At 33.6% G+C, this 26,156-nt stretch carries 29 protein-coding genes and 2 riboswitches; of the genes, 16 read left to right on the forward strand and 13 right to left on the reverse strand.

From position 1 onward, the window contains the following. Nucleotides 1-49 precede the first annotated feature (49 nt). Nucleotides 50-862 carry an alpha/beta hydrolase gene (locus RT412_RS01615; RefSeq protein WP_313339677.1) on the reverse strand — a complete coding sequence of 271 codons (813 nt, stop codon included), beginning with the start codon at nucleotides 860-862 and terminating at the stop codon, nucleotides 50-52. 220 nt (nucleotides 863-1,082) lie between these two features. Here RT412_RS01615 and RT412_RS01620 point away from each other — a divergent pair, with 220 nt between their 5' ends. Both RT412_RS01620 and RT412_RS01625 read left to right on the forward strand, forming a co-directional pair. Then, nucleotides 1,083-1,388: a DUF2089 family protein gene (locus tag RT412_RS01620; RefSeq protein WP_313339680.1), complete on the forward strand. Its 306-nt coding sequence runs from the start codon at nucleotides 1,083-1,085 to the stop codon at nucleotides 1,386-1,388. Then, nucleotides 1,385-1,786 carry a hypothetical protein gene (locus tag RT412_RS01625; protein ID WP_313339682.1) on the forward strand — a complete coding sequence of 134 codons (402 nt, stop codon included), beginning with the start codon at nucleotides 1,385-1,387 and terminating at the stop codon, nucleotides 1,784-1,786. Before RT412_RS01620 ends, RT412_RS01625 begins: the two co-directional genes overlap by 4 nt. A gap of 246 nt (nucleotides 1,787-2,032) precedes the next feature. Here the strand turns inward: RT412_RS01625 and RT412_RS01630 are convergent, their stop codons facing one another. Further along, the gene (locus tag RT412_RS01630) at nucleotides 2,033-2,422 is read right to left on the reverse strand and encodes a rhodanese-like domain-containing protein (RefSeq protein WP_313339684.1); all 390 of its coding nucleotides are present in this window, start codon (nucleotides 2,420-2,422) and stop codon (nucleotides 2,033-2,035) included. 429 nt (nucleotides 2,423-2,851) lie between these two features. On the opposite strand from RT412_RS01630, the gene RT412_RS01635 reads away from it, so the two are divergent. Then, a complete protein-coding gene (locus RT412_RS01635) occupies nucleotides 2,852-3,178 on the forward strand; it encodes a DUF1904 family protein (RefSeq protein WP_313339687.1) in 327 nt (108 codons plus the stop codon). Nucleotides 3,179-3,246: 68 nt separating this feature from the next. Here RT412_RS01635 and RT412_RS01640 read toward each other — a convergent pair whose 3' ends face one another. Further along, a complete protein-coding gene (locus RT412_RS01640; protein WP_313339688.1) occupies nucleotides 3,247-3,684 on the reverse strand; it encodes a methylglyoxal synthase in 438 nt (145 codons plus the stop codon). A gap of 171 nt (nucleotides 3,685-3,855) precedes the next feature. Here RT412_RS01640 and RT412_RS01645 point away from each other — a divergent pair, with 171 nt between their 5' ends. From RT412_RS01645 to RT412_RS01660, 4 genes are all read left to right on the forward strand, one after another. After that, nucleotides 3,856-4,854, forward strand: coding sequence for a zinc-dependent alcohol dehydrogenase family protein (locus RT412_RS01645; protein ID WP_313339691.1), 999 nt, complete (start codon nucleotides 3,856-3,858; stop codon nucleotides 4,852-4,854). A 230-nt stretch (nucleotides 4,855-5,084) separates the two neighbouring features. Then, entirely contained in the window at nucleotides 5,085-5,537 is a 453-nt protein-coding gene (locus RT412_RS01650; protein ID WP_313339693.1) for a DUF2975 domain-containing protein, read from the forward strand. A 12-nt stretch (nucleotides 5,538-5,549) separates the two neighbouring features. Next, nucleotides 5,550-5,780 (forward strand): helix-turn-helix transcriptional regulator, encoded by a 231-nt coding sequence (locus tag RT412_RS01655; RefSeq protein WP_313339696.1) that lies wholly within the window; start codon nucleotides 5,550-5,552, stop codon nucleotides 5,778-5,780. Next, nucleotides 5,758-7,257: a DUF4173 domain-containing protein gene (locus RT412_RS01660; protein WP_313339697.1), complete on the forward strand. Its 1,500-nt coding sequence runs from the start codon at nucleotides 5,758-5,760 to the stop codon at nucleotides 7,255-7,257. The genes RT412_RS01655 and RT412_RS01660 overlap by 23 nt, the downstream gene beginning before the upstream one ends. Before the next feature lie 26 nt (nucleotides 7,258-7,283). On the opposite strand, the gene RT412_RS01665 is transcribed toward RT412_RS01660, so the two are convergent. The 5 genes from RT412_RS01665 to hflK all read right to left on the reverse strand — a co-directional run bounded on the left by RT412_RS01665 (nucleotide 7,284) and on the right by hflK (nucleotide 11,087). Next, nucleotides 7,284-8,057, reverse strand: coding sequence for an ABC transporter permease (locus tag RT412_RS01665; RefSeq protein ID WP_313339699.1), 774 nt, complete (start codon nucleotides 8,055-8,057; stop codon nucleotides 7,284-7,286). Next, nucleotides 8,058-8,687: an ABC transporter ATP-binding protein gene (locus tag RT412_RS01670; protein WP_313339702.1), complete on the reverse strand. Its 630-nt coding sequence runs from the start codon at nucleotides 8,685-8,687 to the stop codon at nucleotides 8,058-8,060. It abuts the gene before it with no gap. A gap of 71 nt (nucleotides 8,688-8,758) precedes the next feature. Continuing rightward, nucleotides 8,759-9,121: a DUF6954 family protein gene (locus RT412_RS01675; RefSeq protein WP_313339704.1), complete on the reverse strand. Its 363-nt coding sequence runs from the start codon at nucleotides 9,119-9,121 to the stop codon at nucleotides 8,759-8,761. Between the two features lie 23 nt (nucleotides 9,122-9,144). Beyond that, nucleotides 9,145-10,035, reverse strand: coding sequence for a protease modulator HflC (locus tag RT412_RS01680; RefSeq protein ID WP_313339707.1), 891 nt, complete (start codon nucleotides 10,033-10,035; stop codon nucleotides 9,145-9,147). Continuing rightward, a complete protein-coding gene (gene hflK, locus RT412_RS01685; protein ID WP_313339709.1) occupies nucleotides 10,035-11,087 on the reverse strand; it encodes an FtsH protease activity modulator HflK in 1,053 nt (350 codons plus the stop codon). Before hflK ends, RT412_RS01680 begins: the two co-directional genes overlap by 1 nt. A gap of 239 nt (nucleotides 11,088-11,326) precedes the next feature. After that, nucleotides 11,327-11,460: riboswitch (TPP riboswitch) on the forward strand. A 52-nt stretch (nucleotides 11,461-11,512) separates the two neighbouring features. On the opposite strand from hflK, the gene RT412_RS01690 reads away from it, so the two are divergent. The 5 genes from RT412_RS01690 (at nucleotide 11,513) to rocF (ending at nucleotide 15,556) form a co-directional block, all read left to right on the forward strand. Beyond that, entirely contained in the window at nucleotides 11,513-11,809 is a 297-nt protein-coding gene (locus tag RT412_RS01690) for a thiamine-binding protein (RefSeq protein ID WP_313339712.1), read from the forward strand. After that, nucleotides 11,778-12,542: an ABC transporter permease gene (locus tag RT412_RS01695; protein ID WP_313339715.1), complete on the forward strand. Its 765-nt coding sequence runs from the start codon at nucleotides 11,778-11,780 to the stop codon at nucleotides 12,540-12,542. The genes RT412_RS01690 and RT412_RS01695 overlap by 32 nt, the downstream gene beginning before the upstream one ends. A 38-nt stretch (nucleotides 12,543-12,580) precedes the next feature. Continuing rightward, nucleotides 12,581-13,582 (forward strand): ABC transporter substrate-binding protein, encoded by a 1,002-nt coding sequence (locus tag RT412_RS01700; protein WP_313339718.1) that lies wholly within the window; start codon nucleotides 12,581-12,583, stop codon nucleotides 13,580-13,582. 26 nt (nucleotides 13,583-13,608) lie between these two features. After that, on the forward strand, nucleotides 13,609-14,346 hold the full coding sequence (locus tag RT412_RS01705) for an ABC transporter ATP-binding protein (RefSeq protein ID WP_313339721.1): 738 nt from the start codon (nucleotides 13,609-13,611) through the stop codon (nucleotides 14,344-14,346). A gap of 274 nt (nucleotides 14,347-14,620) precedes the next feature. Continuing rightward, entirely contained in the window at nucleotides 14,621-15,556 is a 936-nt protein-coding gene (rocF, locus tag RT412_RS01710; protein ID WP_313339723.1) for an arginase, read from the forward strand. Nucleotides 15,557-15,611: 55 nt separating this feature from the next. On the opposite strand, the gene metA is transcribed toward rocF, so the two are convergent. Then, entirely contained in the window at nucleotides 15,612-16,535 is a 924-nt protein-coding gene (gene metA, locus RT412_RS01715; protein WP_313339725.1) for a homoserine O-succinyltransferase, read from the reverse strand. 24 nt (nucleotides 16,536-16,559) lie between these two features. Beyond that, nucleotides 16,560-17,831 carry an O-acetylhomoserine aminocarboxypropyltransferase/cysteine synthase family protein gene (locus RT412_RS01720; RefSeq protein WP_313339727.1) on the reverse strand — a complete coding sequence of 424 codons (1,272 nt, stop codon included), beginning with the start codon at nucleotides 17,829-17,831 and terminating at the stop codon, nucleotides 16,560-16,562. A 78-nt stretch (nucleotides 17,832-17,909) separates the two neighbouring features. Beyond that, nucleotides 17,910-18,011: riboswitch (SAM riboswitch) on the reverse strand. 179 nt (nucleotides 18,012-18,190) lie between these two features. Between RT412_RS01720 and RT412_RS01725 the strand changes: the two genes are divergently transcribed. Continuing rightward, a complete protein-coding gene (locus tag RT412_RS01725) occupies nucleotides 18,191-18,853 on the forward strand; it encodes an HDIG domain-containing metalloprotein (RefSeq protein ID WP_313339730.1) in 663 nt (220 codons plus the stop codon). A gap of 142 nt (nucleotides 18,854-18,995) precedes the next feature. Here RT412_RS01725 and RT412_RS01730 read toward each other — a convergent pair whose 3' ends face one another. Continuing rightward, nucleotides 18,996-19,682, reverse strand: a complete 687-nt coding sequence (locus RT412_RS01730; protein ID WP_313339733.1) for a hypothetical protein — start codon at nucleotides 19,680-19,682, stop codon at nucleotides 18,996-18,998. A gap of 150 nt (nucleotides 19,683-19,832) precedes the next feature. Between RT412_RS01730 and RT412_RS01735 the strand changes: the two genes are divergently transcribed. Continuing rightward, nucleotides 19,833-20,594: a DUF975 family protein gene (locus tag RT412_RS01735; RefSeq protein ID WP_313339735.1), complete on the forward strand. Its 762-nt coding sequence runs from the start codon at nucleotides 19,833-19,835 to the stop codon at nucleotides 20,592-20,594. 53 nt (nucleotides 20,595-20,647) lie between these two features. After that, complete coding sequence (gene yyaC, locus RT412_RS01740) at nucleotides 20,648-21,202, forward strand: spore protease YyaC (protein WP_313339737.1); 555 nt, start codon at nucleotides 20,648-20,650, stop codon at nucleotides 21,200-21,202. A gap of 117 nt (nucleotides 21,203-21,319) precedes the next feature. Here yyaC and RT412_RS01745 read toward each other — a convergent pair whose 3' ends face one another. Further along, on the reverse strand, nucleotides 21,320-22,693 hold the full coding sequence (locus tag RT412_RS01745; RefSeq protein WP_313339739.1) for a S41 family peptidase: 1,374 nt from the start codon (nucleotides 22,691-22,693) through the stop codon (nucleotides 21,320-21,322). Nucleotides 22,694-22,762: 69 nt separating this feature from the next. Continuing rightward, nucleotides 22,763-24,022, reverse strand: a complete 1,260-nt coding sequence (locus RT412_RS01750) for an L-serine ammonia-lyase, iron-sulfur-dependent, subunit alpha (RefSeq protein ID WP_313339741.1) — start codon at nucleotides 24,020-24,022, stop codon at nucleotides 22,763-22,765. A gap of 369 nt (nucleotides 24,023-24,391) precedes the next feature. Between RT412_RS01750 and RT412_RS01755 the strand changes: the two genes are divergently transcribed. After that, entirely contained in the window at nucleotides 24,392-26,122 is a 1,731-nt protein-coding gene (locus RT412_RS01755) for a sigma 54-interacting transcriptional regulator (RefSeq protein ID WP_313339743.1), read from the forward strand. Nucleotides 26,123-26,156: the final 34 nt, after the last annotated feature.

The following is a 26,156-nucleotide window of genomic DNA, read 5'->3' on the forward strand; positions in this document are numbered from 1 at the left end:
TCTCATTTTTACAAACAAAAACCTCTGAAATCATTATGATTTCAGAGGTTTAATTTTCTGCAAACTTCATCAATTCTTCATTAAACTTTTCTTTCTCATCATAAAAAGCACCATGACCGCTAAACTCAAATGGTAATAATATAGAATTTTTAATCTCATAGTGTTGTACTTCGCCTAATTCAAATGGAACAACCTTATCATGAATTCCATGAATGATTAAAGTAGGAACCTTTATTGATTCTATATCATGAAATAATTGCTCCTGCAACCATGTATTTGCAATAGCAGCAGTTGACCAACCGGCTGCTTGTAAACCTAATTGAAAGAACCAATTTGAGAATGGTTCAGAAGTATGCTGAAAGAAAAATATTTCTCCAAAATCTCTCAGCATTTTTGGGCGGTCATTGTAAGTGCCTTTAATTATATCCAAAACAACACTTTTATCAACTCCATAAGGGAAATTAGAGAGTTTGACTAAACTTGGAGCAGCTGCTGCAAATAAAGCAAGCTTTGACACTCCATATCCATTATACCTTGACATATATCTTAGAGCAATAGCACCACCGGTGGAGTGACCTGCCAACACAAAGTTCTGCAGCTTCAGAGTCTCAACAACGCATCTCACATCATCAGCCAGACGATTGTAATCATACCCATGCCATGGCTTGTCAGATTTTCCAAATCCTCTTTGATCTATTCCGATACATCTGTAACCTCTCATAGGCAGAACATCAAACTGGTATTCAAATAAATTGTGACTTCCGGGCCAACCGTGCAAAAATACAATTGTCTTATTGCCCTTGGGATTAAGATCTTCAACATACACTTGAACAGTCGGTTCAACATTTATATAGTAACCCATAAAACACCTCCATAATTAAGTGACCTATTGATATACTATTCATTTAAATGATGAATATGATTTATTGCAAAAATCTTTATATTAATAGATGTATTATATATTCCATTTAGAGGGTGCTGGTGGAAAAATAGCAAAGGTACTTTTTTATTTAAAATATTGTTTAATATTGACTTTAATAATATTAAAGAATATAATTAACTTTAGTAAAGGGGGTTTTAATATGTCAATAGAAGTAGTTCCCGAATGGATGATTAATCTTGATGATGAAGATATTTCATTTATGAAAAAATTTATAATGGCATCTGGTTCTTTAAAAGAGATTGCAAAACAATATGGTGTTACATATCCTACTGTACGACTTAGACTTGATAAGCTAATCCAAAAAATTCAAATTAGTGAAGATACTGCAAGTGAACCATATATTGCCTTTATTAAGCGACTTGCAGTAAACGAAAAGGTTGATTTTGATACTGCAAAGATTTTGATTAGTGAATATAAAAAAGCAAGAAGGGGTGGCATTAAATGAAAAATAGTTCTATCATAACTATAGTATTTTTGCTATTTTTAGTAGGTATCGTCTTGTTACAAATCTTTTTATCAAAGAAAAGAAATAAATGGCTTGGTTTAGTTATCCCTTTGATTTGTTTTATATTTTCATTGATATCTGTGCTGTCAATACCTATGTACACAACATTAAGTACTACTATTAGAACAGAAACCGATAGCGGTGTGTTAATTGAAGAAGTACAAGTTGAAGATAGTATAGAAAAACCAAGCATTGGTAAAATGCTTGCTATGACCACACCAGTATTTTTAGTATCAAATATTCCTACCATAATTTTATTAGCTATTTACTTTGCTTGTAGGGAAAATATAAAAAGAAAAAGCGAACTTGAAAAAATGAATGTTCAAGATCTAGAGTAACCTTTTGTTATGACATAATATGAAGTTAAGTTAAGAGGATGGTGTTCAGGTACGTGGTTATTTATGGGTATTTGATGAATTACTTAGAGAAAATATTATTTCTAAGAATGAATATATAAAATATATGAAGGATTTAAAACAATTTAATGGTAGTGAAGTTAGATTACCTACGTCAGAAATTGAAAAGAGAATTAATTTATAATATGGTGGCAGGCTATTGGAGAATTTCCAATAGCCCTTTAAATATTATTTTACAATCTCATACGGCCAATCATTAATTCCGCCAAAGTCATATACATTCGTATATCCTAATTTAATTAAATCCTTTGCTGCAGTGGCGCTTCTGTTTCCGCTTCTGCAATATATCAGAATTTTAGCATTCTTGTCTACAAGAACTTCCTCTGCCCTATTAGCAATTTCAGTTACAGGTAACAATACTGCATTTTCTATATGTCCGCTATTATATTCTTCTTGGGTTCTAACATCCAGTATAATTACATCCTCACTGTCAATTATGGCTTTTGCTTCTTCTGCGCTGATTTTTTTGTATTCGACATTATTATCTATATTATTGGAATTATTACAGCCGGTTAAAACTATTGTTGATATCAAAAGCATTATAAAAAATTTTTTCATTATATTTTCCTTTCTCATATCTGTAAAATTATTATGATAAATTATACCCTGAAGTATTCAATTTAAACAATTGTAAAACTTATAGGAAACTATGATATAACTTTGTTAAAAAGATTAAATAAGAAAATGTTTTCATGGCATATTTTGTAATATTATGTTATAATTATTTTATTATAAACAGTTATCAAATTAAGAAACATATTAAAAAAATATTATACAGATGCATTAAAGGAAAATCTTATTAAAAGGACAGATGATAAAGTTAGCAATTAGGCTAAAGGAGTTAGTTAATAAACGATATTATGAAGATCTAAGAGGTGGAGTAAGAGGAGTAATTTCAGACAAGAGAATTTATTAAATAAAATAAAATTGAAATTTATATTTTATATGATAGAATAAAATAAAAAACAAAGAGAATAAGAGGTCAGTATGCCTGCATTAAGATTAAAAGCAATAGATGGAAAAAAAGCTTTAACAATAAGCAAGCAGCTAATTGATGAGCTGCAGGAGCTGATTCAGTGCCCAAGAGATTATTTCAGTATTGAATTAGTGCAATCAAAATTTATCATGGATGGAAAATTTGTTGGAGGTTCTCAGATGGTAGATGTTTTATGGTTTGACAGAGGACAGGATATCCAGGATAAAGCAGCAAAGATAATTACTAAACACATTAACTCAATCGGATATAAAAGTGTTGATGTAATATTCCATTCTCTTGAACATAGCAAATACTATGAAAACGGGGAACATTTTTAGTAAGTAAGTAGATTTGATGGAGGAGTTTGGTTCAGAAGCACCGAAAAAAAAGACGGTTCTATTGTTTGTTAAACAGAACCATTTTCGTCCTTTTCTCTAATATACTCTGTATCCATGTGGCTGGAATTTAGCAGAAAATCTGCAGTTGATACATTGGTGGCTACCGGGATGTCGTAAAGTACGGCAATTCTTAACAGTGCTTTTACGTCAGGATCGTGGGGCTGTGATGATAAAGGATCCCAGAAGAAGATCATGAAATCAATCTTGCCTTCTACTATAGAAGCTCCAATTTGCTGATCTCCACCCAAGGGACCGCTTTCAAATGCTTTGATAGGCAGAGATGTTTCTTCATTAATCATTCTTGCTGTAGTGCCTGTACCGCACAGGAAATGCCTTGACAGTATTTCTTTATTTTCGTTTATCCATTTGATAAGTTGAACTTTTTTGCCATCATGGGCTATCAATGCAATATGCTTTTGTTTTTGTATATCATTTAGTTTTCTCATACGACCTGCCTGTTATGTATTTTCGCATTATATTTTACGCACTTTTATTTAATGTAATAATATTATATATAATATTTTTAGTTAAAGCAATAAAGCAACTTTATTTTTTTTGATTAACAAATATATTTTGGGTATAAGCATTATATAATATTTAAAAAGGAGAGTGATGCGATGAAAGCAATGGTAATAAATAATTTTGGAGGACCTGAAGTATTTGAGCTAATTGATATACCTAAACCGGAAATTAAGCCCGGATACGTTTTAGTCAGAGTTATGGCAAGCAGCTTAAACCCGTTTGAAGTGAAATTAAGGTCAGGACTTTTGCCTGAAATTACTCCACCGTTTCCTGCAATATTAAATGCAGATTTTTCGGGGATAGTTGTTAAGGCTGGGGAAAACGTTGAACTGTACAGACCCGGAGATGAAGTCTTTGGGTTCATAGGTGGGTTAAAGGATGAGAGTGGAGCTTTGGCAGAATATGCTATAGTCGATGAAGAGCTTTTGTGTATGAAGCCGAACAATGTGGATTTTAAAACTGCAGCATTATTTCCATTGGTAGGCATCACTGCTTATAAGGCAATTATGGAAAAATCCAATATCAGGCCGAATGATAAGATATTGATTCACGGAGCAGCGGGCGGAGTCGGCCATATGGCGGTTCAATATGCAAAAATGTTGGATGCCACTGTCTATGCCACTGTTTCAAGTGATGAAAAGGCAGAAATTGCTGAACATCTTGGCGCAGACCATGTTATAAATTATAAGAGGGTAAGTGTGGAGCAATATGTGAAAGAATTCACAGACGGTAAGGGATTTGATGTGGTTTTTGATACTATAGGTTGTGAAAATCTAATCAACAGTTTTAAGGCAATAAAACCGGAAGGGCTTGTATTAACAACCAATTCGAGAGTATCCTTGGATTTAACTCTGATTCATCATAAATCAATAACCTTTAAAACAATTTATATTGTATTACCAATTATAAATTATGAACATCGATATGAAATAGGAAATACATTAAATGAAATGAAAAAGCTTATTGAATCAGGAGATTTAACTATTTATAGAGATAAAAACGAATTTTTCTTTTCGGAAATAGCTAAAGCGCATCAATATTATCAAGACGGAAATACTACAGCCAAGATTTCTTTAGTAAATGATTTGATTTAATTGAGATTTTTTGAGAAATCCCTTTTACTATTAAGCCTTACAATAAAACCTTGCAGCAAAAGCTGCAGGTTTTTTGTTTTACACTTACAGTATAAGCGACTGACACCAAATCAGAGATTTGGTGTCAGTCGCTTATATCAATAAAATATTATCGTAAAACGATAAATAATTATTGACTTATATAAAAATTTTGATATAATTATGATTACAAATAACTTTTGGAGGCAGTTATGTATCAGAAGAGCATTATTCATTATATAACAAAAATTTGTATTGATATTTTATTTTTCGCAGGAATTATATGTTGTGCTTATATTCCGTTTTCATCAAGGCTATTATGGAATTATTTTGGAGTAGCAAATCAAACGGCGGTATTTGTTAAGGCAATATTACTGTGCTCAGGGATTTGTTGTGTATATATTTTATGGCAACTGAAAGTGATATTTAAAACCTTATTGGAAGGTAATCCGTTTATCCATGCCAATGTTACTTGTCTTAGAAAAATATCTATGTCTTGTTTGACGGTTTCAATTATTTACTTAGTTAAAATGATTTTTATGCCTACTATTTCAACTATAGTTATTATTGCGATATTTGTTGTTGGATGTCTCTTGTGTTTAACTTTAAAGGATTTGTTTAAACAATCTATTTACTACAAAGATGAAAATGATTTAACGGTGTAGGGGGGTATTGTTATGGCAATTATAATACAGCTTGATGTGATGATGGCTAAGAGAAAAATAGGACTCATGGAGTTAGCTGAGAAAATAAATATAACCCCGGCAAATCTTTCAATATTGAAAAATAATAAAGCAAAAGCGATTCGTTTATCAACATTGGATGAAATATGTAAGGCGTTGAATTGTCAACCGGGCGATATTATAGAATATGTGGAGGATATTGATGGAAAACAGGATGAAAATTAACTTATCGTTATATGCAGTTTTATCTGCAGTTACATTTATTTTTTTAATAATGACTCCTAATCCGGGAATCAGTATACCCTTGTTTATATTAATTCAGTTTGCAGCTATTTATTTTGTAATAAGAAACAAAGGAGAAGTAAAAAATTTCAGGGGTATTTTTTGGATGGTACCAATCTTTATTATATCCTTAAATAGATTTATAAGCGCAAGCGACTTGTGGGGACCGATGAATTTTTTAGTAATCGTTGGCTTATACAGCGTTATGATTCTTATGCTTAAGGGTAATTTGATTATAAATAAGTTGAATTTAAAAGGTATAGTATTGGTTATATTGAATGTTTTTGTGCCGATAATTAATTTTATAATACCTTTCAGGTGGATTGCGGAAAGGTCTAAGGATAAAGAGAGAACATTACTTATAAAAAGAATTGTAATTGGTATTTTAATATCAGTGCCAAGCGTATTGTTTCTTGTTTTTATGCTTTCTTCCGCAGATATGGTATTTAAAAATAATTTTGATAATTATTTGATGTGGATAGAAAAAATATTTGATACTTTTAATATTTTCAAATTGATAGTAGGAACAATAGCGGGCTTGTATTTATTCGGGCATTTATATTCAGTATTCGAAGAAAAAGATAATAGCATGGAAAATATAATTACTTTGAATTCAAATTCTTTTAAAGCCAAAGGAGATATGATAATTTTAAATATTTTGTTGGTTTCAATATTATTTATTTATACAATATTTATGGTTATCCAATTCAGATATTTGTTTTCGGCCGGAGAGCTGCCAAATGAGTTAAATTACGCAGAATACGCAAGGCGTGGATTTTTTGAATTAGTATTTTTAAGTGTGTTGAATATTGGCTTGATACTGCTCATTTCATATTTACTTAAAGATAAAATATACGTTGAAAAGAACAAGTGGGGCACCGTTACTAAAATGATGTTGATTTATTTGTGCATAATAACCGGTACACTGTTAGTTTCTTCTTATTACAGGATGTCCCTTTATGACGGTGCCTACGGTTTTACAAGATTAAGAATTTTAGTTTATTTATTCTTACTCTTTGAAGCTGTTGGTTTAACAGCAACACTGATTTATATACTTAAACATAACTTTAATTTATTGTTCGTATATGCAGTTATAGGAATCGGATTTTATTTAACCATTAACATAGTCAAAATAGACACCATAATTGCTAAAAGAAATATAGATATGTATTTAGCGGGGCAGACCGAATCGCTGGATATGGATTATCTTACAAGCTTATCTGTTGATGCAGCTCCTGAAATTATGAGGCTGGTGAATGATGATATTGGATTTATGGTTAAATATCAGGCAAGAAGCTATCTGCAAGCTAAATATGAATACCTCAGCAATCGAGAATATAACTGGCAGAGTTATAATTTATCAGTTGAGAAAACTAAGAATCTGTTAGAGGGGAATAAGGAAAAGTTATTGTTGGAGTAGGGAAAAAGGGCAGATGCCCTTTTTAATTAATAAGTTATTTGGTTTCTTTTGTTGTAAAGTGTTTTGTATCCAAAGTTTAACGAACAAAATACTGTTAAACATACTGATGTACATATAGCAATCATAATAGCAATTTGGTACATAATTGCTGTTGTTGGAAGTGTTCCGGACAATATTTGTCCTGTCATCATACCGGGGAGGGATACTATTCCCATTCCAAGCATTGAGTTTAATGTTGGAAGCAATGCTGTTTCTATGGCGTTATTCACATAGGGCAGCAATATTTTTTTTGGCGTCGCTCCTAAATTTAACAATGTATCTATTTTAGTCCTTTGGCTTTTTATATTTTCGGTAAATGTTTTAAGTGCTAATGTTACCCCTGTCATTGAATTTCCCATAATCATTCCGGCTATGGGGATTGTATACTGTGGATTAAATATGCTTTCTCCGACAACTATAGATATAAAGTAAATAATTATAGATAAACCTGAAAATGATAGGGACAATGAAACTGAAATTTTAAAATTGCGGTTGATATCCTTGTTTTTTGACAATACTCTTCTGATTGAAAATGCAACCATTGATGCAATATACAAAATCACAAAAACAGGATGGGGAGTTTGGAATATATATGTAAGTATCAGACCTGCCAATATGAGTTGCACTGTCATTCTTATACTTGCTGTAATCAATAAATGTGTTTGATTAATTTTGGATTTTTTCATTATTGCCAATACAATTAAAAGTAATAGATATATTAAACTGAATTGAAAAATACTTAGCTTTATTATTCCCTGCATTTAATTTTCCTCCATGATTATAATTGTATTCTCGGAAAATTTATCGGTTATATTAGCATCATGGCTTACTATGATAACTGTTATGTCATTATCTTTGCAATAAGACAAGACATTTTCAATTACATTTGTGCTGTTTTGTTTATCTAATGCTGAAGTTGGCTCATCAAGCATTAGTATTTTTGGTTTAAAGGATAAGAATATTGCTATATAAATTCTTTGTCTTTCTCCTCCTGACATGGTTGTGCAATTACTTTCTAATGAAAAGCTAATTGAGCATAAATTTAGAAAATATTTTATTTCTTCATCTGTGGGAGGTGTTAAATCTCTGTATTCATAAAAATGTTTGAAATTTTCTTTGATGCTTGTATCAAACAAAAATACTGACTGGCTGATTAAAAGTATTTCATGGCGCAGGTCTATTGTGTCAACTTCAGATATATCTTTGCCTGAAAAATGAATATTGCCGTTGCTTGGGCTTAACGTTCCGTTAAATAGGCGAAGCAGGGTTGATTTACCCGTTCCGCTTTTGCCCACAATAAAATTATGTTTATTTTTTATAATTTGAATATCACTATAGCTTATCATTCCATTAAAGGTTAGGTTTTTTGTTTCTAAAATAATACTATCCAATTATACTCTCCATTTTTAATGAAAACCCACTTTTTTAGTGGGTTTTCATTACTAATATTAAAATTATGTGTTTACTTCTTTTTGCGATGCATAAATGAACTGCCTGTTTTTAAGCCTAAATATGATATTAACAGTATCAGAATGAAATATACTAAGTACAGTACATTAAATTCTTTATACATATAATACAGTAGGAGCACTAAGCCTGTGATGTCCAGCCATGGCAGGTACAGCATCGGCTTTATTGGTTTTATAAATCCGATAATAATACCTGCTATGGCATATATTATTAATATTACTAATATTGTAATTGCTCTTTCGTATGTTGACCCGTCAGAAAACACTGAATTAAAAACACCGAAAAAACCAAGAAGCGCTCCGATTATTAAAACTACAATGTAGCTTATTTTGGACTTTTTATTATCTGTGTTCATTTAATTCACCTGTCTTTCTATGATTAATATCCGTTTAATACTCTGACGATATAACTGTCAGCAGGTAATATGACTGTTTTATCTCCCTGCATTGTTGCTTTTAATGCTTCTAAGCTTCTGATAAATTCAAAATACTCTACTCGGTCTTCTGTGGAGTAAGCTTCAGCGATAATTTTCATATATTCACTTTCTCCCTGACCTTTTAATTCCTCAGAAGCAGCCTTTGCTCTTGATAACAGTATACCCACTTCTTTGTCAGTTTCATTAATAACCTTGCTTGCTTCTAAATTTCCCTCTGCTCTGTAGCTTTCCGCCATCTGAGTTCTTTCGGAAATCATCCTGTTGTAAACAGCCGTTTCGTTGTCGTTTGGAAGATCAAGGCGCTTAATTTCAACTGCAACTGTTGAAATACCGTAACTTTTAAGCTGATTGTTTACCATATCAGTTATTACTGAATTAACATCATCTATTGAACTGTTGTCAGAATTTATAATGTCTGTTTGATTCATTGTTCCCAATGTATTTTTAACTGCATTATATACAACCGCATCAATACGGTTTTCCATCTCGGAAATTCTGCTTACAGTTCGCATAAATGTATATGGGTCATCGATTTGCCAAACTGAGAAGTTATCAACTACCAATGTTTTTTTATCTCCGGTCAGAACCTCTGAAGGAGGCAAGTCATACATCATTCTGTATTGAGGCAGTTTTTCTACTTTATCGAATACAGGAACCTTGAAATGCAATCCGGCTGTGTCTTGGATTTTAACAAATTTTGAAAATCTTGTTACGTATGCATATTCATTTTCTCTTACCATATATGTGGCATTGCTTACTGAAACAATCAATAATATCAGCAGTAATATTTTAAATATTCCGCTTATCTTACTTTTTTTCTTAGTTTCCTGCATTAATTTTCACCTCCTTGAGTTACATTGGATTCAGTAAACCCTTTTAGGGGTAATAGCTTTTGCACTCCGCCTTCTGATGAGTCGATATATACTGTTACGTCCGGCAATATTTGTTCGATAACCTCCAGATACATTCTGGTTCTTGTTATATCCTTATTCTTAGCATACTCGGTGTACATCGCGTTAAACTTTGCCACGTCACCCTTTGCTTCGTTTATTTTGGATTCCTTATAGGATTCGGCTTCTCTTACTAATTTGTCTGCCTGGCTTTCTGCCGCAGGCAATGTTTTGTTCTTATATGCCAAGGCCTCGTTAATTCTTGTTTCTTTTTCCTGTTTTGCGGTTTCAACTTCTTTGAATGCTTTGATTACATCTGATGTAGGCGGTTCACTGTCTTGGATTTTAACGTCTAACACTTGAACTCCCAAATCATAATGTTCTAATTTGGCTATTATTTTTTCCTTAATTTCAGCTTGGATAATAGATTTTTCGGTAGTCAAAACACCGTCTACATTTTTTGAGCCAATTATGCCCCTTGCTGAAGATTGAGAAATCATCTTTAATATTTGAGAAGGATTATCTGAATGATATAAAAATTTTACAGGGTCAGATATTTTCCATTCGATAAAGAAGTCAATGTTTACTATATTAAAATCTCCTGTAATCATTTTGGCTTCTGCTGCTACTGCAGTATTGCTTTGTTCATTTGAACCCGAATAACCTATCTGCAATTTTTGAGTTCTGTTTACTTCTACCTTTGTAACATTTTGTATTGGATACGGAAGCTTAAAATGCAGTCCTGCTGTTTCTACGCTTGTTACCTTGCCAAGCGTTGTTACAACCGCTTGTTCTGTTTCCTCTACAGTGTATTGGCAGGATAGTATTCCAGCTCCTATTAAAATTAATAACGGTAAAATTATCAGTCCTTTAAAATTCCTTTTTTTCTTAGGCGGTTGTTCGCCCATATCCTGATAGTCTGCAAACTGATCTTTAAACCCGTTTGCCTTTGTTTGTAAATTCAACAACTTTTCAAACAAATTTCTTATTCCCATGGCATCTCCTTTATAATAAATTTATTACTTATGTCATAATTATACCACGAAACTCTAACCTTAAAAAGAAAATATAATTAAAATTTCATTAGAATTTTCATTAACCTGCAGAATAATAAAATAATAAAAAAGTTGTTAAATATGTAAGATTTGGATAAATTAACTTATATATATTTTTTGCCGGCTTAATAAATTTATTTTCTCAATCTATTGACAGCCGTATTTTACTGTGATACTATTTACCTGAATAGGGGAGCTTAATGAATTAGGCTGAGATAAAACTACTACAATGTTTTGACCCTGAAGCAGGAAAAATAACTGCTTTGAACCTGATCCAGGTAATGCTGGCGTAGGTAATGTATACTGCGATATATATAACCTCTCCCGTTGCCGGAGGGGTTTTTCTATTTGTTGGAGGTTTAATTATGCAAGCAAGTGTAGCAATTCAGGTTTTACCGCAGGTAAAATCAACAGAAGAGGTTTTACGTGTAGTTGATGCGGTTATCGATTATATTAAAGGTACGGGACTTAATTATTACGTTGGACCTTTTGAAACAACAATTGAAGGAAACTATGAGGAATTAATGGAAATCGTAAAGAACTGTCAATTAATAGCTGTTAAAGAAGGTGCTCCATCTGTAATTTCATACGTGAAAATATTCTTTAACCCGGATGGTGGTGTGTTAACTATTGAAGAAAAAATTTCTAAGCATCATCAATAAGTCTTCATCCTTTGCCGTAATAGTTGCAATTTTAATATTGTGGCAGATTTTATCGGCAACCGGTGTTGTTCCGAAATTCATGCTGCCGTCACCTGTTGATGTGGTTATGGCGTTTATCGGAGATTTTCCTTTGCTGATGCAGCATGCTGCAACAACATTGACAGAAGCATTTTTAGGCTTGATAATAGGTACCTTATTAGGGTTTGTAATCGCTGTAATAATGGATCACTATCCAATTGCCTACAAATCCGTATACCCGTTGATGGTACTTACTCAAACTGTTCCGACCGTTGCGATTGCACCGCTTTTGGTTTTATGGATGGGGTACGGGCTGCTGCCTAAGGTTACTTTGATTGTGCTGACAACATTTTTTCCTATTGCTATCGGTCTTTTGGATGGCTTTCACACAGTTGACTCTGATTCCATAAGTTTGTTAAAAGCAATGGGAGCTAACAGATTACAGGTTTTTACACATATTAAACTGCCAAGCAGTTTAAGCCACTTTTTTGCGGGTCTAAGAATTTCAGTATCATATTCTGTGGTGGGTGCTGTTATTTCTGAATGGTTAGGTGGATTTTATGGTCTCGGTGTCTATATGACACGGGTAAGAAAATCCTATTCATTTGATAAGATGTTTGCTGTTATATTTTTTATCTCTTTAATCAGCTTGGTGTTAATGTTTGGGGTGACACTGCTCAAAGATGCGGTGATGCCATGGGAAAGAAAAAGGTAAATTTGAACAATTAAAAATGTTAAGAAAGGTATAGTAATATGAAACGAAAATTATCAATTGTTACAGCTGTTTTGTTGATAGCTTTGTTAGCTTTATCTGCATGCTCTCAACCAAATGGACAAAATGAAACAGAAGGAAACGAAAAGGTTAGAATAGTTCTTGATTGGACACCAAATACAAATCATACCGGCTTATACGTTGCAGCAGAAAAGGGATTCTTTGCTGAGAAAGGAATTGATGTTGAAATTATGCAGCCGCCTGAAGGCGGAGCAGAAATGTTGGTAGGCGGAGGCGGAGCAGAGTTCGGTATCAGCTTCCAGGACTATATTGCACCTAACTATGCATCAGATAATCCAATGCCGTTTACTGCAGTAGCCACTATAATTCAACACAATACTTCCGGTATAATTTCCTTAAAGGAAAAAGGAATAGACAGACCTGCAAATTTAGCGGGACATACGTATGCTACATGGGATTTGCCGATTGAAAAAGCAATCATCGATAAAATAGTTACTGATGACGGTGGTAATTTTGAAGATATTAAGCTAATCCCAAGCACTGTAACAGATGTTGTTACTGCTTTGCAAACTGATGTGGATTCTGTGTGGGTTTACTATGCATGGGATGGAATAGCAACACAAGTTAAAAATTTAGAAACAAACTTTTTAAACTTTGCCGATTACGGAATTGAGCTTGATTATTATAATCCTGTTATAATCGTAAATGATGATTATGCTAAGAACAAATCAGAAGTAGTTAAGAAAGCATTGGAAGCAATCAAACAGGGATATGAATTTGCTATTGAAAATCCTGATGAAGCTGCCGACATATTAATGAAAGCTGCTCCCGAGTTAGATGAAGAAATAGTAAAAGAGAGCCAGAAATGGTTATCCGGACAGTATAAAGCAGAAGTAGAGCAATGGGGATATATTGATCAAAGCAGATGGGATGCATTCTATGGCTGGCTGTTTGAGAACAATCTTTTAGAAAAAGAAATACCTGAGGGAGCGGGATTTACAAACGAATATCTTCCTGAATAATATTTCGGGGAGATCCGGAGGAGAAAATGGATAAGCTGACTGCGAAAAACATAACGGTAAGTTATGAAGGTGCCAACATAATTGAAGACATTTCAATAGAATTGAATAAGGGCGAAATAGTAAGCCTTTTAGGAGTAAGTGGTGTTGGCAAGACAACATTGTTTAATGTTATATCCGGTCTCCTTAATCCGGATGAAGGTAGTGTTGAGCTTGATGGCAGAAATATAACAGGTAAAGCCGGGAACGTAAGCTACATGCTTCAAAAAGACCTGTTGCTGCCTTATAAAACCATAATAGATAATGTTTCACTTCCTCTTGTTATCAGGGGCGAAAAAAAGTCAAAGGCAAGAGAGGTTACTGTTAAATATTTTCAGGAATTCGGACTTGAGGGAACAGAAAATAAGTATCCTTTTCAGTTATCAGGCGGTATGAGGCAGAGGGCTGCATTATTAAGAACATATTTATTTTCCGACCAGGTTGCTCTTTTGGATGAGCCGTTCAGTGCCCTTGACAATATAACAAAGAGTGTCATGCATGAATGGTACTTGCAGGTAATGAAGCAAATAAAATTATCTACTCTTTTGATTACTCACGATATAGATGAGGCCATCATATTGTCAGACAGAATTTATGTAATGGCAGGCAAGCCGGGCAGAATCAAGGAAGAAGTAATAATTGCCGAGCCAAAGCCAAGAGACAAAGATTTTAAGGTAAGCGAAAGCTTTATGAAATATAAAAGGCATTTACTGAGTATCCTAATATAAATATTAAGATGTATAAAAATGAAAGGGTTTCAATATAACATGGATTGAAACCCTTTCATTTTACATTTACAGTATAAGCGACCGACAACAAATCAGAGATTTGGGTCGCCTGCTTACTTTAATAATCAAAGTTTATTAATTTGTATGCAGCAAATACATCAAAAAACCACGAATAATAAGTAGAAAAAGTAAACGTTATTTGCATAATTATTTCATATTGACATAAATATGCAAATATCCTATAATGGTCATATCATTAGAGGGAGGACATAGCATGAAATTTAATCTGATAGGTGTTCCTGTCAACTATGGATGTGACAGGAATGGGGCGCAATTTGGACCTGAAACTTTTAGACAACATAATATAGCTGACTTGATAAAAAAAGAAGGTCACAAAGTACAGGATTTAGGAGATGTAAAAATACCAAAGGTTTCTCCTGAAGAAAAATATTCAAGTCATAAAAATTTAAAATATTTAGAACCGATTGCCGAATATAATCACAATTTAGCTGAGGTTGTTTATAATACATTGAATGACAGTGTATTTCCGTTTGTATTAGGTGGCGATCATTCTCTCGGAATGGGAAGCATTGCCGGCGTAAGCAGACATTTTGAAGAGATAGCTGTAATCTGGATAGATGCTCACGGAGATATAAATACAGAAGATACATCACCGTCAGGCAATATTCACGGTATGCCTTTAGCTGCATCAATGAACGTTGGAAACCCGCATTTAACAAACATTTATTACAAGGGACAAAAGATAAAGCCCGAAAATGTGTATATTATAGGTGCGAGAGATATTGATTCCGGCGAATTTGAAATTGCCGATAAAACTAAACTTAATTTATATACGATGGAAACAGTGCGTGAAAAAGGATTAGCAAATATTATAGAACTAATTATCGAAAAAATAAACAATTCAAGTGTAGACGGAATTCATTTAAGCTTCGATATTGATGCTCTTGATAAATCAATCGTACCCGGAACAGGTACTGCAGTATCAGAAGGGTTCAGCTTAAATGAAGGTAAGGAAATATTTACAAAATTTATCAGTCAGTTAGATATAACATCTATGGATTTTGTTGAATTAAATCCTGTTATAGATGATGAAGACGGAAAAACTGTTAAAAATTGCCTTGAATTGTTAGGACATATTTTCAAAACATTCAAGCAACGTGAAGAAAGTGGCATAGAATACGCAATATAAGGTATAAATAAGCGACTGACACTAAATCTCTGATTTGGTGTCAGTCGCTTACACTTTATTTCTGCCTTCCTATTTCGTTGATGTTATAGGGTGTTTCCTGATATATAACATTTATCCAGTTTTTGAAAAGCAGGTTTGCATGACTTCTCCACTTTACAAAAGGAGTCTTTGAAGGGTCATTGTCAGAGTAATAATTTATAGGAATATTAATTTCTTTTCCTTGACTGACATCCCTGTCGTATTCTTTTTTTAAGGTTAACGGATCGTACTCTGAATGTCCCATTATAAATATTTTGCTGTAATTATCCGTAGAGACAATATGAACTCCTGCTTTCTCGGATTCTGCCAAAATAACAAGTTCCTTAACAGCTTCAATATCTGATTTAGGAATTTCGGTATGTCTCGAATGAGGCACATAAAAAATATCATCAAATCCGTTCAAAAGCATGCATGTACTATGCTTCTTTTCATGCTCGAAAACCCCAAACATCTTCGCGGGAAGCTCTTTTTTTTGAAGTCCGTAAAAATAATTTAATGCAGCTTGTGCACCCCAGCAAATATACATTGCTGAAGTGACATTGTTATGTGAAAATTCAATTATTTCTTTTAATTCATTCCAATAATCCACTTTTTCAAATTCCATAAGCTCCACCGGTGCTCCCGTAATAATCATACCATCATACTTTTTGTTTCTTACTTCACTTATGCTTTTATAGAAGTTTTTCATATGACTTTCCGATGTGTTTTTTGATTCATGTGTGCCGGTATGAATAAATTCAACATTAATTTGAATAGGAGAATTGGATAACAATCTTACAAATTGAGTTTCCGTATCAATTTTTGCAGGCATCAAATTGACAAGTGCAATTTCAAGAGGTCTGATGTCCTGACTTTCAGCCCTTTCCTTGCTCATAACAAAAATATTTTCGTTCTCCATTGTTTTGTAAGCAGGTAAATCTGATGGTATAATAACGGGCATTTGCATCTTCCTTTCAAATTGAATTTATTGCAGCGCTTGATTAATATCGTTAATAATATCGTCTACGTTTTCTATACCCACATTTATTCTTATTGCTTCCGGAAATACGCCTGTCGTAATCTGTTGTTCTTCCGTAAGCTGTCTGTGGGTAGTGCTGGCCGGATGAAGCACACAGGTTCTCACATCTCCAAGGTGGACCGCATTATTAATCCACTTTAGTTTTTTAGTAAATTCACGTCCTTTTTCAGACCCGCCCTTTATACCAAATAAAATTATTCCGCTGCCGCCGTTCGACAGGTATTTATCTGCAAGAGCATAATATTTACCGCTTTTCAGCTTAGGATAATTTACCCAAAGTACATTTTCATGACCTTCAAGAAATTCTGCAACCTTAAGTGCATTTTCAGAATGTCTGTCCATTCGTACATGCAGTGTTTCAAGACCTCTTAAATAAATGAATGCATTAAAAGCACTCAGCGCCGCACCAAAATCTCTTAAAATATGAGTTCTTGCCTTTGCTATGTACGCAGCTTCCTTAAATGTCTCATGATAGCTTAAACCGTGATAGCTTGGGTCCGGTTCCACAAGTCCCGGAAATTTTCCGTTGTTCCAATTAAATTTACCTGCATCAATAACAACACCGCCTAAGCAGGACGCCTGTCCGTCGATATATTTAGTTGTTGAATGAATGACTATATCGGCGCCGTGTTCTATAGGTCTGCAATGATATGGTGTTGCAACCGTATTGTCAACAATAAACGGTACTCCCGTCTTCTTTGCTACGTTAGATAATTTCTCAAAGTCCAAAACATTTAACCCAGGGTTTCCGATAGTTTCACCAAATATTGCTTTTGTGTTGTCTTTAAACAAAGCCAATATTTCATCTTCGGTGATATCGGGACCAAAGAAGGATATATCTATGCCTAACTTTTTCAGGCTTGATGAAAGCAATGTAAATGTACCACCGTATATGGTTGAGCAGGCAACTATATGGTCTCCGGAATTGCAAATATTTAAAACTGCCATGGTTGTTGCTGCCTGACCTGAAGATACTGCAACAGCTCCGGTACCACCTTCTAATTGAGCTATTTTGTTTTCAAATGCCTGGACTGTCGGATTGCCGATTCTTGAGTAAAAATAACCTGATTCGGTTAAATTGAACAAACCCGCTACAAAGTCCGGATCCTTATAATTGTAAGTGGTGCTTTGTACCAACGGATAAACCCTTGATTCTCCTTCTTGAAATTCTTCTAATGATTGAACTAATTTTGTTTCTACTTTAAAATTTTTTTTCATATTTTCCTCCCATTTCTTCATTTCGTACTAAATAAAAAAATCCTCTAAGTGAAGAGAGGAAAATTTGTATTAACCGTCTCCTCATCTTTCAAAGTAATCTTTGACGGAATTAGCACCTTACAATATTTGTAGGTTGCCGAGATTTCACCGGGCCGTTCCCTCCATCTCTCTTGATAAGAAGTTTTTTATTTAATTTTTATAAACTTTAAACTAATAATTTCTATTTGTCAATATCATATTTTTGAAAATATTCCATTTTTATACAAATAGCTTTTGGTTTTAATACCATTTATATAAAAGTATATTTTATTTTTGCAGTGGGAAGATAAAATTAATTAAATCAATATGAGGTATTAAAAATGCAGTTATTAAAACAAAAGAAAATAAATTATAATTTGTTAGATGATGATAATAAAGAAATTTTTTTATATGAAATAAACAATCATTTATTGATGGGTGAAAAGCCGTCGGAATTTTTTGAAAATATAGTTGACGTTCCATTAATGCAAAAACACCCATTTCATATGCTTTATAACCTGACAAAAGCGGAACAGTCACCTGTACATCATCCGGAAGGCAACGTCTGGAACCATACAATGCTCGTTATAGATAATGCGGCTAAGGAAAAGCATAAAAGCAAAAATCAAAAGGTTTTTATGTGGGCAGCATTATTGCATGATATAGGTAAGCCGGACACTACCAAAATCAGAAAAGGGAAAATTACTTCTTATGATCATGAAAGAGTTGGTGCTGTATTGGCACATGAATTCCTAAGTGAATTTATTACTGATGAGCTTTTTATAAAAAATGTTACGGCTTTAATCAGGTGGCACATGCAGATACTTCATGTGGTTAAGGTTATGCCTTTTGCTGATATAAAAGCAATGAAAAAAGAAACAGATATACATGAGGTAGCTTTATTAGGTTACTGTGACAGGATGGGCAGGAAGGATCCTGATGCGGATAAAGAAAAGCAAAACATTGATATGTTTATTAAAAAATGCAGAGAGTTTGAGGAATAAGCAGATGACCCAAATTTTTAAGCAGATGACCCAAATTTCTGATTTGGTGTCAGTCGCTTATGCTGTATGCGAAATTTGGTGTCAGTCGCTTATACTGTATGTGAATTAATAAGGAGATTCATCGTTTGGATGAATCTCCTTATTAATTGCCTTCACTATTTTCAACAGTTTTTTTCATTAATATATTTTTTACATTGATAAATGTTTCAAAAATATTTTCATGTACCACTGCCTTTATATCAAATTTTAATAATTTAAATGTTGCCTGAAGTATAAAGCTGATTCCGAATACCGCTATAACTGTTCCTATACCAACCTTTGCCCCCAATAAAAAACCTATAATCAGCACAGTTCCTTCGATTGAACCTCTTATTGCACCTATTGGCACCTTGGGAAATAATTTACTCATTGCCACCATAAGAGTATCTCGTGGTCCGGAGCCCATTCCCGAGCTTATATAAAAATATGTAGCTAAGCTCACTATCACTTGACCTGAAAGAAGCATAAGTATTCCTAAAAAGAAATTTGTCATGACCGGTATTAAATGAATTGACTGTATCAAATCGAAAAATACTCCGATTAATATGGTGTTTAATATAGTTCCCAATCCTATTTTTTCCTTTAGAAATCCTGCCACTATGATTAATATTACAATTCCTGTCAATATACTTACATTTCCATAGGATATGCCTGTAATATAAGATACCCCCATGCCGAATGCATCCCAGGGAGCAAGACCTATATTTGCATGAACGCTTAATATCAGTCCCAATGAATAAAGAAATAAACCGAATAACAGTCTTACGGTTCTTTTTAAATAGTTTTTCAAAGTGTCACCAGCTTTCAATGTTATGGATGTATTATATTTGTTTATAGATTGGGTGTCAATGACGAAATTTATTGTCGTTTAGTTTGTGACAAAAGGCTTTCAATACAGCATAAATATATGGTATAATAATGAAAAAACAAGGAGGTATTTATGTGGGACAGAGTAGAACTTAAATCATTGGCAAAACAATCTCTCAAGGGCAACTACTGGCAGGCTTTTTTAATAGGCTTGGTCTTAGCACTGGTATCCGGTACCGGTGGAGGCGGCAGCTCCGGAAGAGCCGGTGATAGAACCGGTGAATATATAGCACGGAATCCTGATATTGTTATTATTGTTTTTGCCATATTAATTTTAGCTTTAGCATTCAGATTGCTGTTAGGCTATTCGTTAGAAATAGGTGCAAGAAGATACTTTGTGAATTTAGCACAATTTAAAAACATTAAAGGCTATTTCAGCTTTGCTTTTGACGGAGCTAATTACAAAGGAATTATATTTACAATGCTATTAAGAGATATTTTCTTATTTTTATGGACATTGCTTTTAGTTATTCCGGGAATTATAAAGGGGTACTCATACAGGATGGTGCCTTATATATTAGCTGATAATCCTAATGTAGGAGCTGAAAATGCAATAACCCTCAGCAGAAAAATGATGGATGGTCACAAATTTAACACTTTTATTTTGGATTTATCCTTTCTTGGATGGTATTTATTGGGGATGTTGGTTTTTGTAGTTGGAATATTTTTTGTATATCCTTATTTTTACGCTACAGAAGCTCAGCTTTACTTAGCTCTCAGAAAAAATGCTTTGGAAGCACAGTACTGTACCTATGAAGATTTAAACCTCCGAAGAGAATTTAACGACTTTGATGATTATTACAGAGATGATTACAACAGAAGAGATGATTTTTAACACATAAAACACCCCCCACCTGTATATACTAATATACATGGGGGGTGTTGCATTTGAATCCAATTGAAGTTCATTACAAAAATAGTTTTGCAGCATTAAAAATAGGTCACTATTTAAGCCATCAATTGAATAACAACTCTGCAATTGTATGCATCGGTACTGATAAATGCATCGTTGACAGCTTAGGACCGCTGACAGGAACTTTACTATTAAAAGCAAATTTAGATATTGACATTTACGGTACACTTGAAAAACCGGTGCACGCATTAAATATCAATGAATACATAAGAATAATCAAAAAGAAAAAATACGATAAGGTATTTGCCGTAGATGCCTGTTTAAGCAGCAAAAAAAATCAAGGAATTATCGAAGTAAGGGACGGTCCCATAACACCCGGTAAGGGAATAGGAAAAATGCTTCCTGAAATAGGGGATGTATCGATAATTGGAATTGTAGATTCCAGTGATAGGGATTTTCATGATTTGGTTCAGGATACACGACTTTGCTTTGTTTATGAAATGGCCGAGATAATAAGCAAAGGCATATTAACATCATTGAATATAAATTACAATATAAATGATTTAAGTGAAGCATCGATCAGTATGTAGATTGCTTTAATAAGCAGATGACCCAAATATTTGATTTGGTGTCAGTTGCTTATACTGTAAGTAAAAAAATGGAGATTCTGAACGTAGTGAAGAATCTCCATTCATATTTATGATATATTACTTATTCAGTGCCTTAATTGCTTCTTTCAGCTGTAAATCTTCAATATCTCCCTGTGCATGATTCATCAACGCATTGTATAATGAATTTTGTGTTGCAATGTCTATTGTTCCGTAGGAATATAAAAAGTTGTCCTTTTGGAATTTCACAATTTCATTAAAGGATTTTTGATCGTAAACTCCATCTGGTTCATTTACATCGTATCCCAATGTGTTTAATATCATTTCAGCCGCCAGTACATCTAAGCTTACGGTGCCTATGACAGGCTTATCTATTTTGCTGAAAGCCGGATATTTCGACAGGTCGATTTTCTCATTTTCAACAATTATGTCCGGTGTAATTCCTATTTTATGTACCGGTGTTCTGTCAACCGAGAAATATTCTGCTGTTGTAAATTTAACTCCGCTGCCGCTTATTAAAGGATACAATGTTTGAACCACACCCTTGCCGAAGGATTTAGTTCCAACTATTATACCTTCGTTTTTATACTTTACCGCACCGGCAAATACTTCGGTAGCACTTGCACTTCCACCGTTTATCAATACTGCTATTTCATATTTTTGTTCTTTAAGCTCGCTTTCATATATGTCCTCTTTACCTGAAGCATAATCAACATATACTACAGGACCTTCAGTAACGAACAAGTTTAATAAATCTACTGCTGCCTGTAATGTGCCGCCGCCGTTGTTTCTCATATCGATTACGATTTTCTTTACGTTATTTTGGTCAAATGCTGAAAGCTCCTTTTCGACAAGCTCAACCGTGTTATCTGAAAAATCCGTAACCTTCAGATAACCTATGTTGTTGTCCATGATTTTACCTTCAACAATGCTTGTTGTAATTTTTGATCTGACAATGTCAAAATTTAAAATTTCTTCTCCTCGGAGAATTCCTATTTTTACGCTTGTCCCTTCAGTACCTCTGATTAAAAGAGACGCTTGAGATGAAGTAAGACCTGTTATATCATAGCCATCAACGTATTTTATAATATCTCCTGCTTTAATGCCTGCGTTTAGAGCCGGTGAGCCCTGTAGCGGGGTAACAACTATAACCTGATCGTTTGCGTCAATTATCTGAACGCCTATTCCTGTAAATTCTCCTGCTGTATTTTCAAGCATTGCGGAATATTCCTTTGGAGTATAGTAAACGCTGTAATCGTCTAATACGTTAAAGAATCCGTCATATAAGCCTTCAAGAACTTCTTCCTGATCTACTTCATATTGATAGTTATCAAGTACAAAGTAAATTACATTCTTTAAAAATTCAACATCTGTAGTAAATTTATCTTTATCTATTTCTTTTGCAAAGCCAACAGAAGCAAATGAAGATAAAATTAACAATACTGCTAATAATAAACTAACTTTTCTTTTCATATCGCACCCTCTTTACTTTAAGTATGTCATATTAAGTATATTCCAAAATGTGCAATGTGTAAAGCTAAATCAACATTTGCTCATCATAACTTTAAGAATTTCGTCATCTGTATTTTTCATACCGATGTTGGATACGTGAGCCAAATTTATAATTGTTTTTTCGGGAGTATCGCCTAATATGCCGTTGTCATCCGGGATAAAGATGTTTTTAAGAGCCATTTCTGAAGCATCAACGGCAGCATCAACGGATATTGACAGCTTATAAGAGCATCCTAACTTAGCTCCGTCACAAAGCATGCCTGATATTCCTGCTACCATGTTGTTTATTGAGCCCTTAATTTGATTTATGTTTCCATCGAGCAAATAAGTAAGACCGGCGGCACAGCCCACACCTGCCGCAACTCCGCAGCCGCAGATCGGGGATAAGGAACCTAAATGAACCTTGACAAATATTGTTACAAGGTGACTTAACGTAACGGCTCTTATTATTTTTTTCATATCTATATTTTTTTCTTGTCCTATAAAGGAAATTGGAATTATTGCCACAAGTCCATGATTTCCTGAGCCGGCGCTGCTCATAACCGGTAATAAGTAACCGGACATGCGCGCCTCTGAAGCTGCTGCTGTATATGCTTTTGCCATTGAGAAAACATCTTTTGCACTGTTGTAGAAATAATTTCCTAAGCCGACACCTGTTTGTCCGGATAAACCGGCATCAGCAATTCTCATATTTAAATCAATACCGTTTTTAATAAATTCAATGTCTTCAATTGGTGCTTCATCAGCAAATTGAATTAAATAGTCAATATTATATTTTTTGATTTCATGTTTTATTTCAATAGAGCTTGCAACATTAACCGTATTATCCAGTATAATTTCATCATTTTTTGTTTCGCTGATAATATTTGTATGTGAATGTCTTATTGTAACGCAGGATTTATCATTTTCACCAAATGCTTCTACTTTTATGAACAACCCTTGAATATTTTCAAGCTGCAGGCTGATTATACCGGAATCAACAATTTTCAGTGCTTTGTCTATGCTGTCGTTATTCACATCCTTTAAAACTTCTAATTTGTATTCTGACTTACCTATAACTAAGGCCAGGGCTGCTGCAAAAATGATTCCGTGCTCGTTTGTTCCGGGTATACCTACACTCATACCGTTTTTAATTATGTTTTTATCTGAATATATGTTTAATTGTTTTACTTCGCTGTCCAATATTTCCTTAGCCCTTGCAACTGCATAAGCAACTGCCCCCGGCTCCGTGCATCCTAAAGCAGGAACAACTTGGTTTTTTAATATATCTACTAATAATCTATTATCCATAATACACCTCCTACTATATACTTGCACGATTTGTGCCAATTTAAGAATATTTATAAAAGAAAACGATTATAGTACAATTTGAACACCTTATCGTCTCGCATATATTTTATTCTTAAAAAATTATTATCAAAAATGATAAATTTTTATATTTGTATAATTGAGGACGTTGAAATTATTTAATTGCGTATTTTATCATTTTTGAAAACAATTTATCAAAAATGATAAAAATCCTATTTTTAATTATTTAAAGGGCAACAAAACTTTTGTATAATCAGTAAAAATGTATTATAATGTATGTAATTCAGGATGACAAAAGCTTGCGGTATGTCATTCCGAACACTGAGGAATCTCATAAAGAAAGGAACGATTATGAGCAGGTTAAAGAGTATCAGTTCTGAGCTGTTGCACATAATAGATGCATTACAGGCAGTTACTAATGTAGATATTACCATAGTGGACGAACATTTGGACAGGGTGGTTACTACTGTGAAAAGTGATATTGAATCAGGCAGGAAGGCGCCTGTTAATTCTGCATTCCATAAATGCATATTGACCGGTGAACAATATTTTATAGAGAATCCGAAGGAAAACCAAATGTGCTTGGACTGCACTAATTCTGCCGACTGTAAGGAATTAATCGAATTCTGTATTCCTATTAAATACAATGATGAAATAATAGGTGTATTGGGTATGTGTGCATATGACGAGGTTGCAAGGCATAATCTTTTGTTAAATAAAGCAGGTTATATGAATTTTGAAAGCAGATTAAGCGATTTGATATCAACCATACTCAGCGAAAAAAACACCGTAAAAATGCTTGAATACAGATCATCGGAGCTTCTTACTTTAATTAATTCCTTAAATGACGGTATTATTGTAATCAATAATAATAAAGATATAATAACTACGAATAAATATATAAATGAAAAACTAAATTTAAATATTAATAATATGCCGCGAATCCGGGAATTGTTGACCGAAAAGATTTATAATCAGCTGTTGTACGTCGGCTTTAACGGAGAAGCAGGACCTGTTAAGTTAAATGGCATGGAATTTATGATAAATGCAAATCCTATAGTGGTTAAGGGAAATAATGAAGGATTTGTGCTTTTATTTTCTGATTTCAATAAAATGAAAGAATCGGTACTTGAATCTAACAGGAAGAAGGATTTAATCACCTTTGATGATATAGTGGGTGAAAGTGAAACCCTGCTGCAAGCGAGAAGGGAAGCGATACAGGTTGCTGAAAATGATGCATCTGTCTTAATTTACGGAGAAACAGGAACGGGTAAAGAGGTATTTGCAAGAGCGATACATAATGCCGGCAGCAGAAAGAACAATGTGTTTATGGCACTAAACTGTGGTGCTATTCCTGAAAATTTAATTGAAAGTGAGCTTTTCGGATATGAAAAAGGCTCGTTTACGGGTGCTAAAACTACAGGTAAAATAGGTAAGTTTGAAATTTGTAAGGATGGAACCTTGTTTCTTGATGAAATCGGTGATTTACCTTTTTTAATGCAGGTTAAATTGAACCGTGCCTTAGAAGAAAAAGAAATAACAAGAGTTGGGGGAAGCTCTTCTATTAAAGTTAATCCAAGGATTATCTCTGCGACTCATAAAAATTTAAGCTCGTTGGTTGATAATAATCTGTTCAGAGATGATTTATATTACAGATTAAATGTTGTGCCCATACATTTGCCGCCTCTCAGAGAGCGTGGGTATGATGTAATCATTCTTTCAAGGTATTTTTTGAATCATTTTTCAAAAATTTACAGCAAGGATATAAAAGGATTTACGGCAGAGGCGGAAATTATGCTTTTAAATTATAAATTTCCCGGCAATATAAGAGAACTTAGAAATTTAATAGAATATGCCGTAATATTTGAAGAAAACAGCATGATAGGTATGGACAGCATAAAAAAGAAAACAGGAACCGACAGCAAAGAAGAAAATATTAAGCTGACTGACTTAACCAAGGGCTATGAGAAATCTGTCATATTAAATAAAATTAAAATGTACGGAAATGACCTTGATGCAAAAAAGAAAGCTGCCAAACAGCTTGGTATCAGTATTGCAACGCTTTATAGGAAGCTTGAGTAATAAAATAAGTTTTTGACTTTATATTATTTATAAG

This window comes from Sedimentibacter sp., from assembly GCF_032080165.1.
Classification (GTDB): Bacteria; Bacillota; Clostridia; order Tissierellales; family Sedimentibacteraceae; genus Sedimentibacter.

Coding starts and splice junctions, on each gene's coding strand:
- RT412_RS01640 (WP_313339688.1), bottom strand. CDS start 3,684: ATGAGAAAACTAAATGATATACAAAAACAAAAGCATATTGCATTGATA.
- RT412_RS01660 (WP_313339697.1), top strand. CDS start 5,758: ATGGAAAACAGGATGAAAATTAACTTATCGTTATATGCAGTTTTATCT.
- RT412_RS01650 (WP_313339693.1), top strand. CDS start 5,085: ATGTATCAGAAGAGCATTATTCATTATATAACAAAAATTTGTATTGAT.
- RT412_RS01750 (WP_313339741.1), bottom strand. CDS start 24,022: ATGGATAATAGATTATTAGTAGATATATTAAAAAACCAAGTTGTTCCT.
- RT412_RS01680 (WP_313339707.1), bottom strand. CDS start 10,035: ATGCAGGAAACTAAGAAAAAAAGTAAGATAAGCGGAATATTTAAAATA.
- RT412_RS01720 (WP_313339727.1), bottom strand. CDS start 17,831: ATGAAAAAAAATTTTAAAGTAGAAACAAAATTAGTTCAATCATTAGAA.
- RT412_RS01675 (WP_313339704.1), bottom strand. CDS start 9,121: ATGAACACAGATAATAAAAAGTCCAAAATAAGCTACATTGTAGTTTTA.
- RT412_RS01755 (WP_313339743.1), top strand. CDS start 24,392: ATGAGCAGGTTAAAGAGTATCAGTTCTGAGCTGTTGCACATAATAGAT.
- RT412_RS01645 (WP_313339691.1), top strand. CDS start 3,856: ATGAAAGCAATGGTAATAAATAATTTTGGAGGACCTGAAGTATTTGAG.
- RT412_RS01705 (WP_313339721.1), top strand. CDS start 13,609: ATGGATAAGCTGACTGCGAAAAACATAACGGTAAGTTATGAAGGTGCC.
- RT412_RS01620 (WP_313339680.1), top strand. CDS start 1,083: ATGTCAATAGAAGTAGTTCCCGAATGGATGATTAATCTTGATGATGAA.
- metA (WP_313339725.1), bottom strand. CDS start 16,535: ATGCCCGTTATTATACCATCAGATTTACCTGCTTACAAAACAATGGAG.
- RT412_RS01735 (WP_313339735.1), top strand. CDS start 19,833: ATGTGGGACAGAGTAGAACTTAAATCATTGGCAAAACAATCTCTCAAG.
- RT412_RS01690 (WP_313339712.1), top strand. CDS start 11,513: ATGCAAGCAAGTGTAGCAATTCAGGTTTTACCGCAGGTAAAATCAACA.
- RT412_RS01745 (WP_313339739.1), bottom strand. CDS start 22,693: ATGAAAAGAAAAGTTAGTTTATTATTAGCAGTATTGTTAATTTTATCT.
- RT412_RS01630 (WP_313339684.1), bottom strand. CDS start 2,422: ATGAAAAAATTTTTTATAATGCTTTTGATATCAACAATAGTTTTAACC.
- RT412_RS01700 (WP_313339718.1), top strand. CDS start 12,581: ATGAAACGAAAATTATCAATTGTTACAGCTGTTTTGTTGATAGCTTTG.
- RT412_RS01665 (WP_313339699.1), bottom strand. CDS start 8,057: ATGCAGGGAATAATAAAGCTAAGTATTTTTCAATTCAGTTTAATATAT.
- RT412_RS01615 (WP_313339677.1), bottom strand. CDS start 862: ATGGGTTACTATATAAATGTTGAACCGACTGTTCAAGTGTATGTTGAA.
- RT412_RS01725 (WP_313339730.1), top strand. CDS start 18,191: ATGCAGTTATTAAAACAAAAGAAAATAAATTATAATTTGTTAGATGAT.
- RT412_RS01625 (WP_313339682.1), top strand. CDS start 1,385: ATGAAAAATAGTTCTATCATAACTATAGTATTTTTGCTATTTTTAGTA.
- RT412_RS01655 (WP_313339696.1), top strand. CDS start 5,550: ATGGCAATTATAATACAGCTTGATGTGATGATGGCTAAGAGAAAAATA.
- hflK (WP_313339709.1), bottom strand. CDS start 11,087: ATGGGAATAAGAAATTTGTTTGAAAAGTTGTTGAATTTACAAACAAAG.
- RT412_RS01635 (WP_313339687.1), top strand. CDS start 2,852: ATGCCTGCATTAAGATTAAAAGCAATAGATGGAAAAAAAGCTTTAACA.
- rocF (WP_313339723.1), top strand. CDS start 14,621: ATGAAATTTAATCTGATAGGTGTTCCTGTCAACTATGGATGTGACAGG.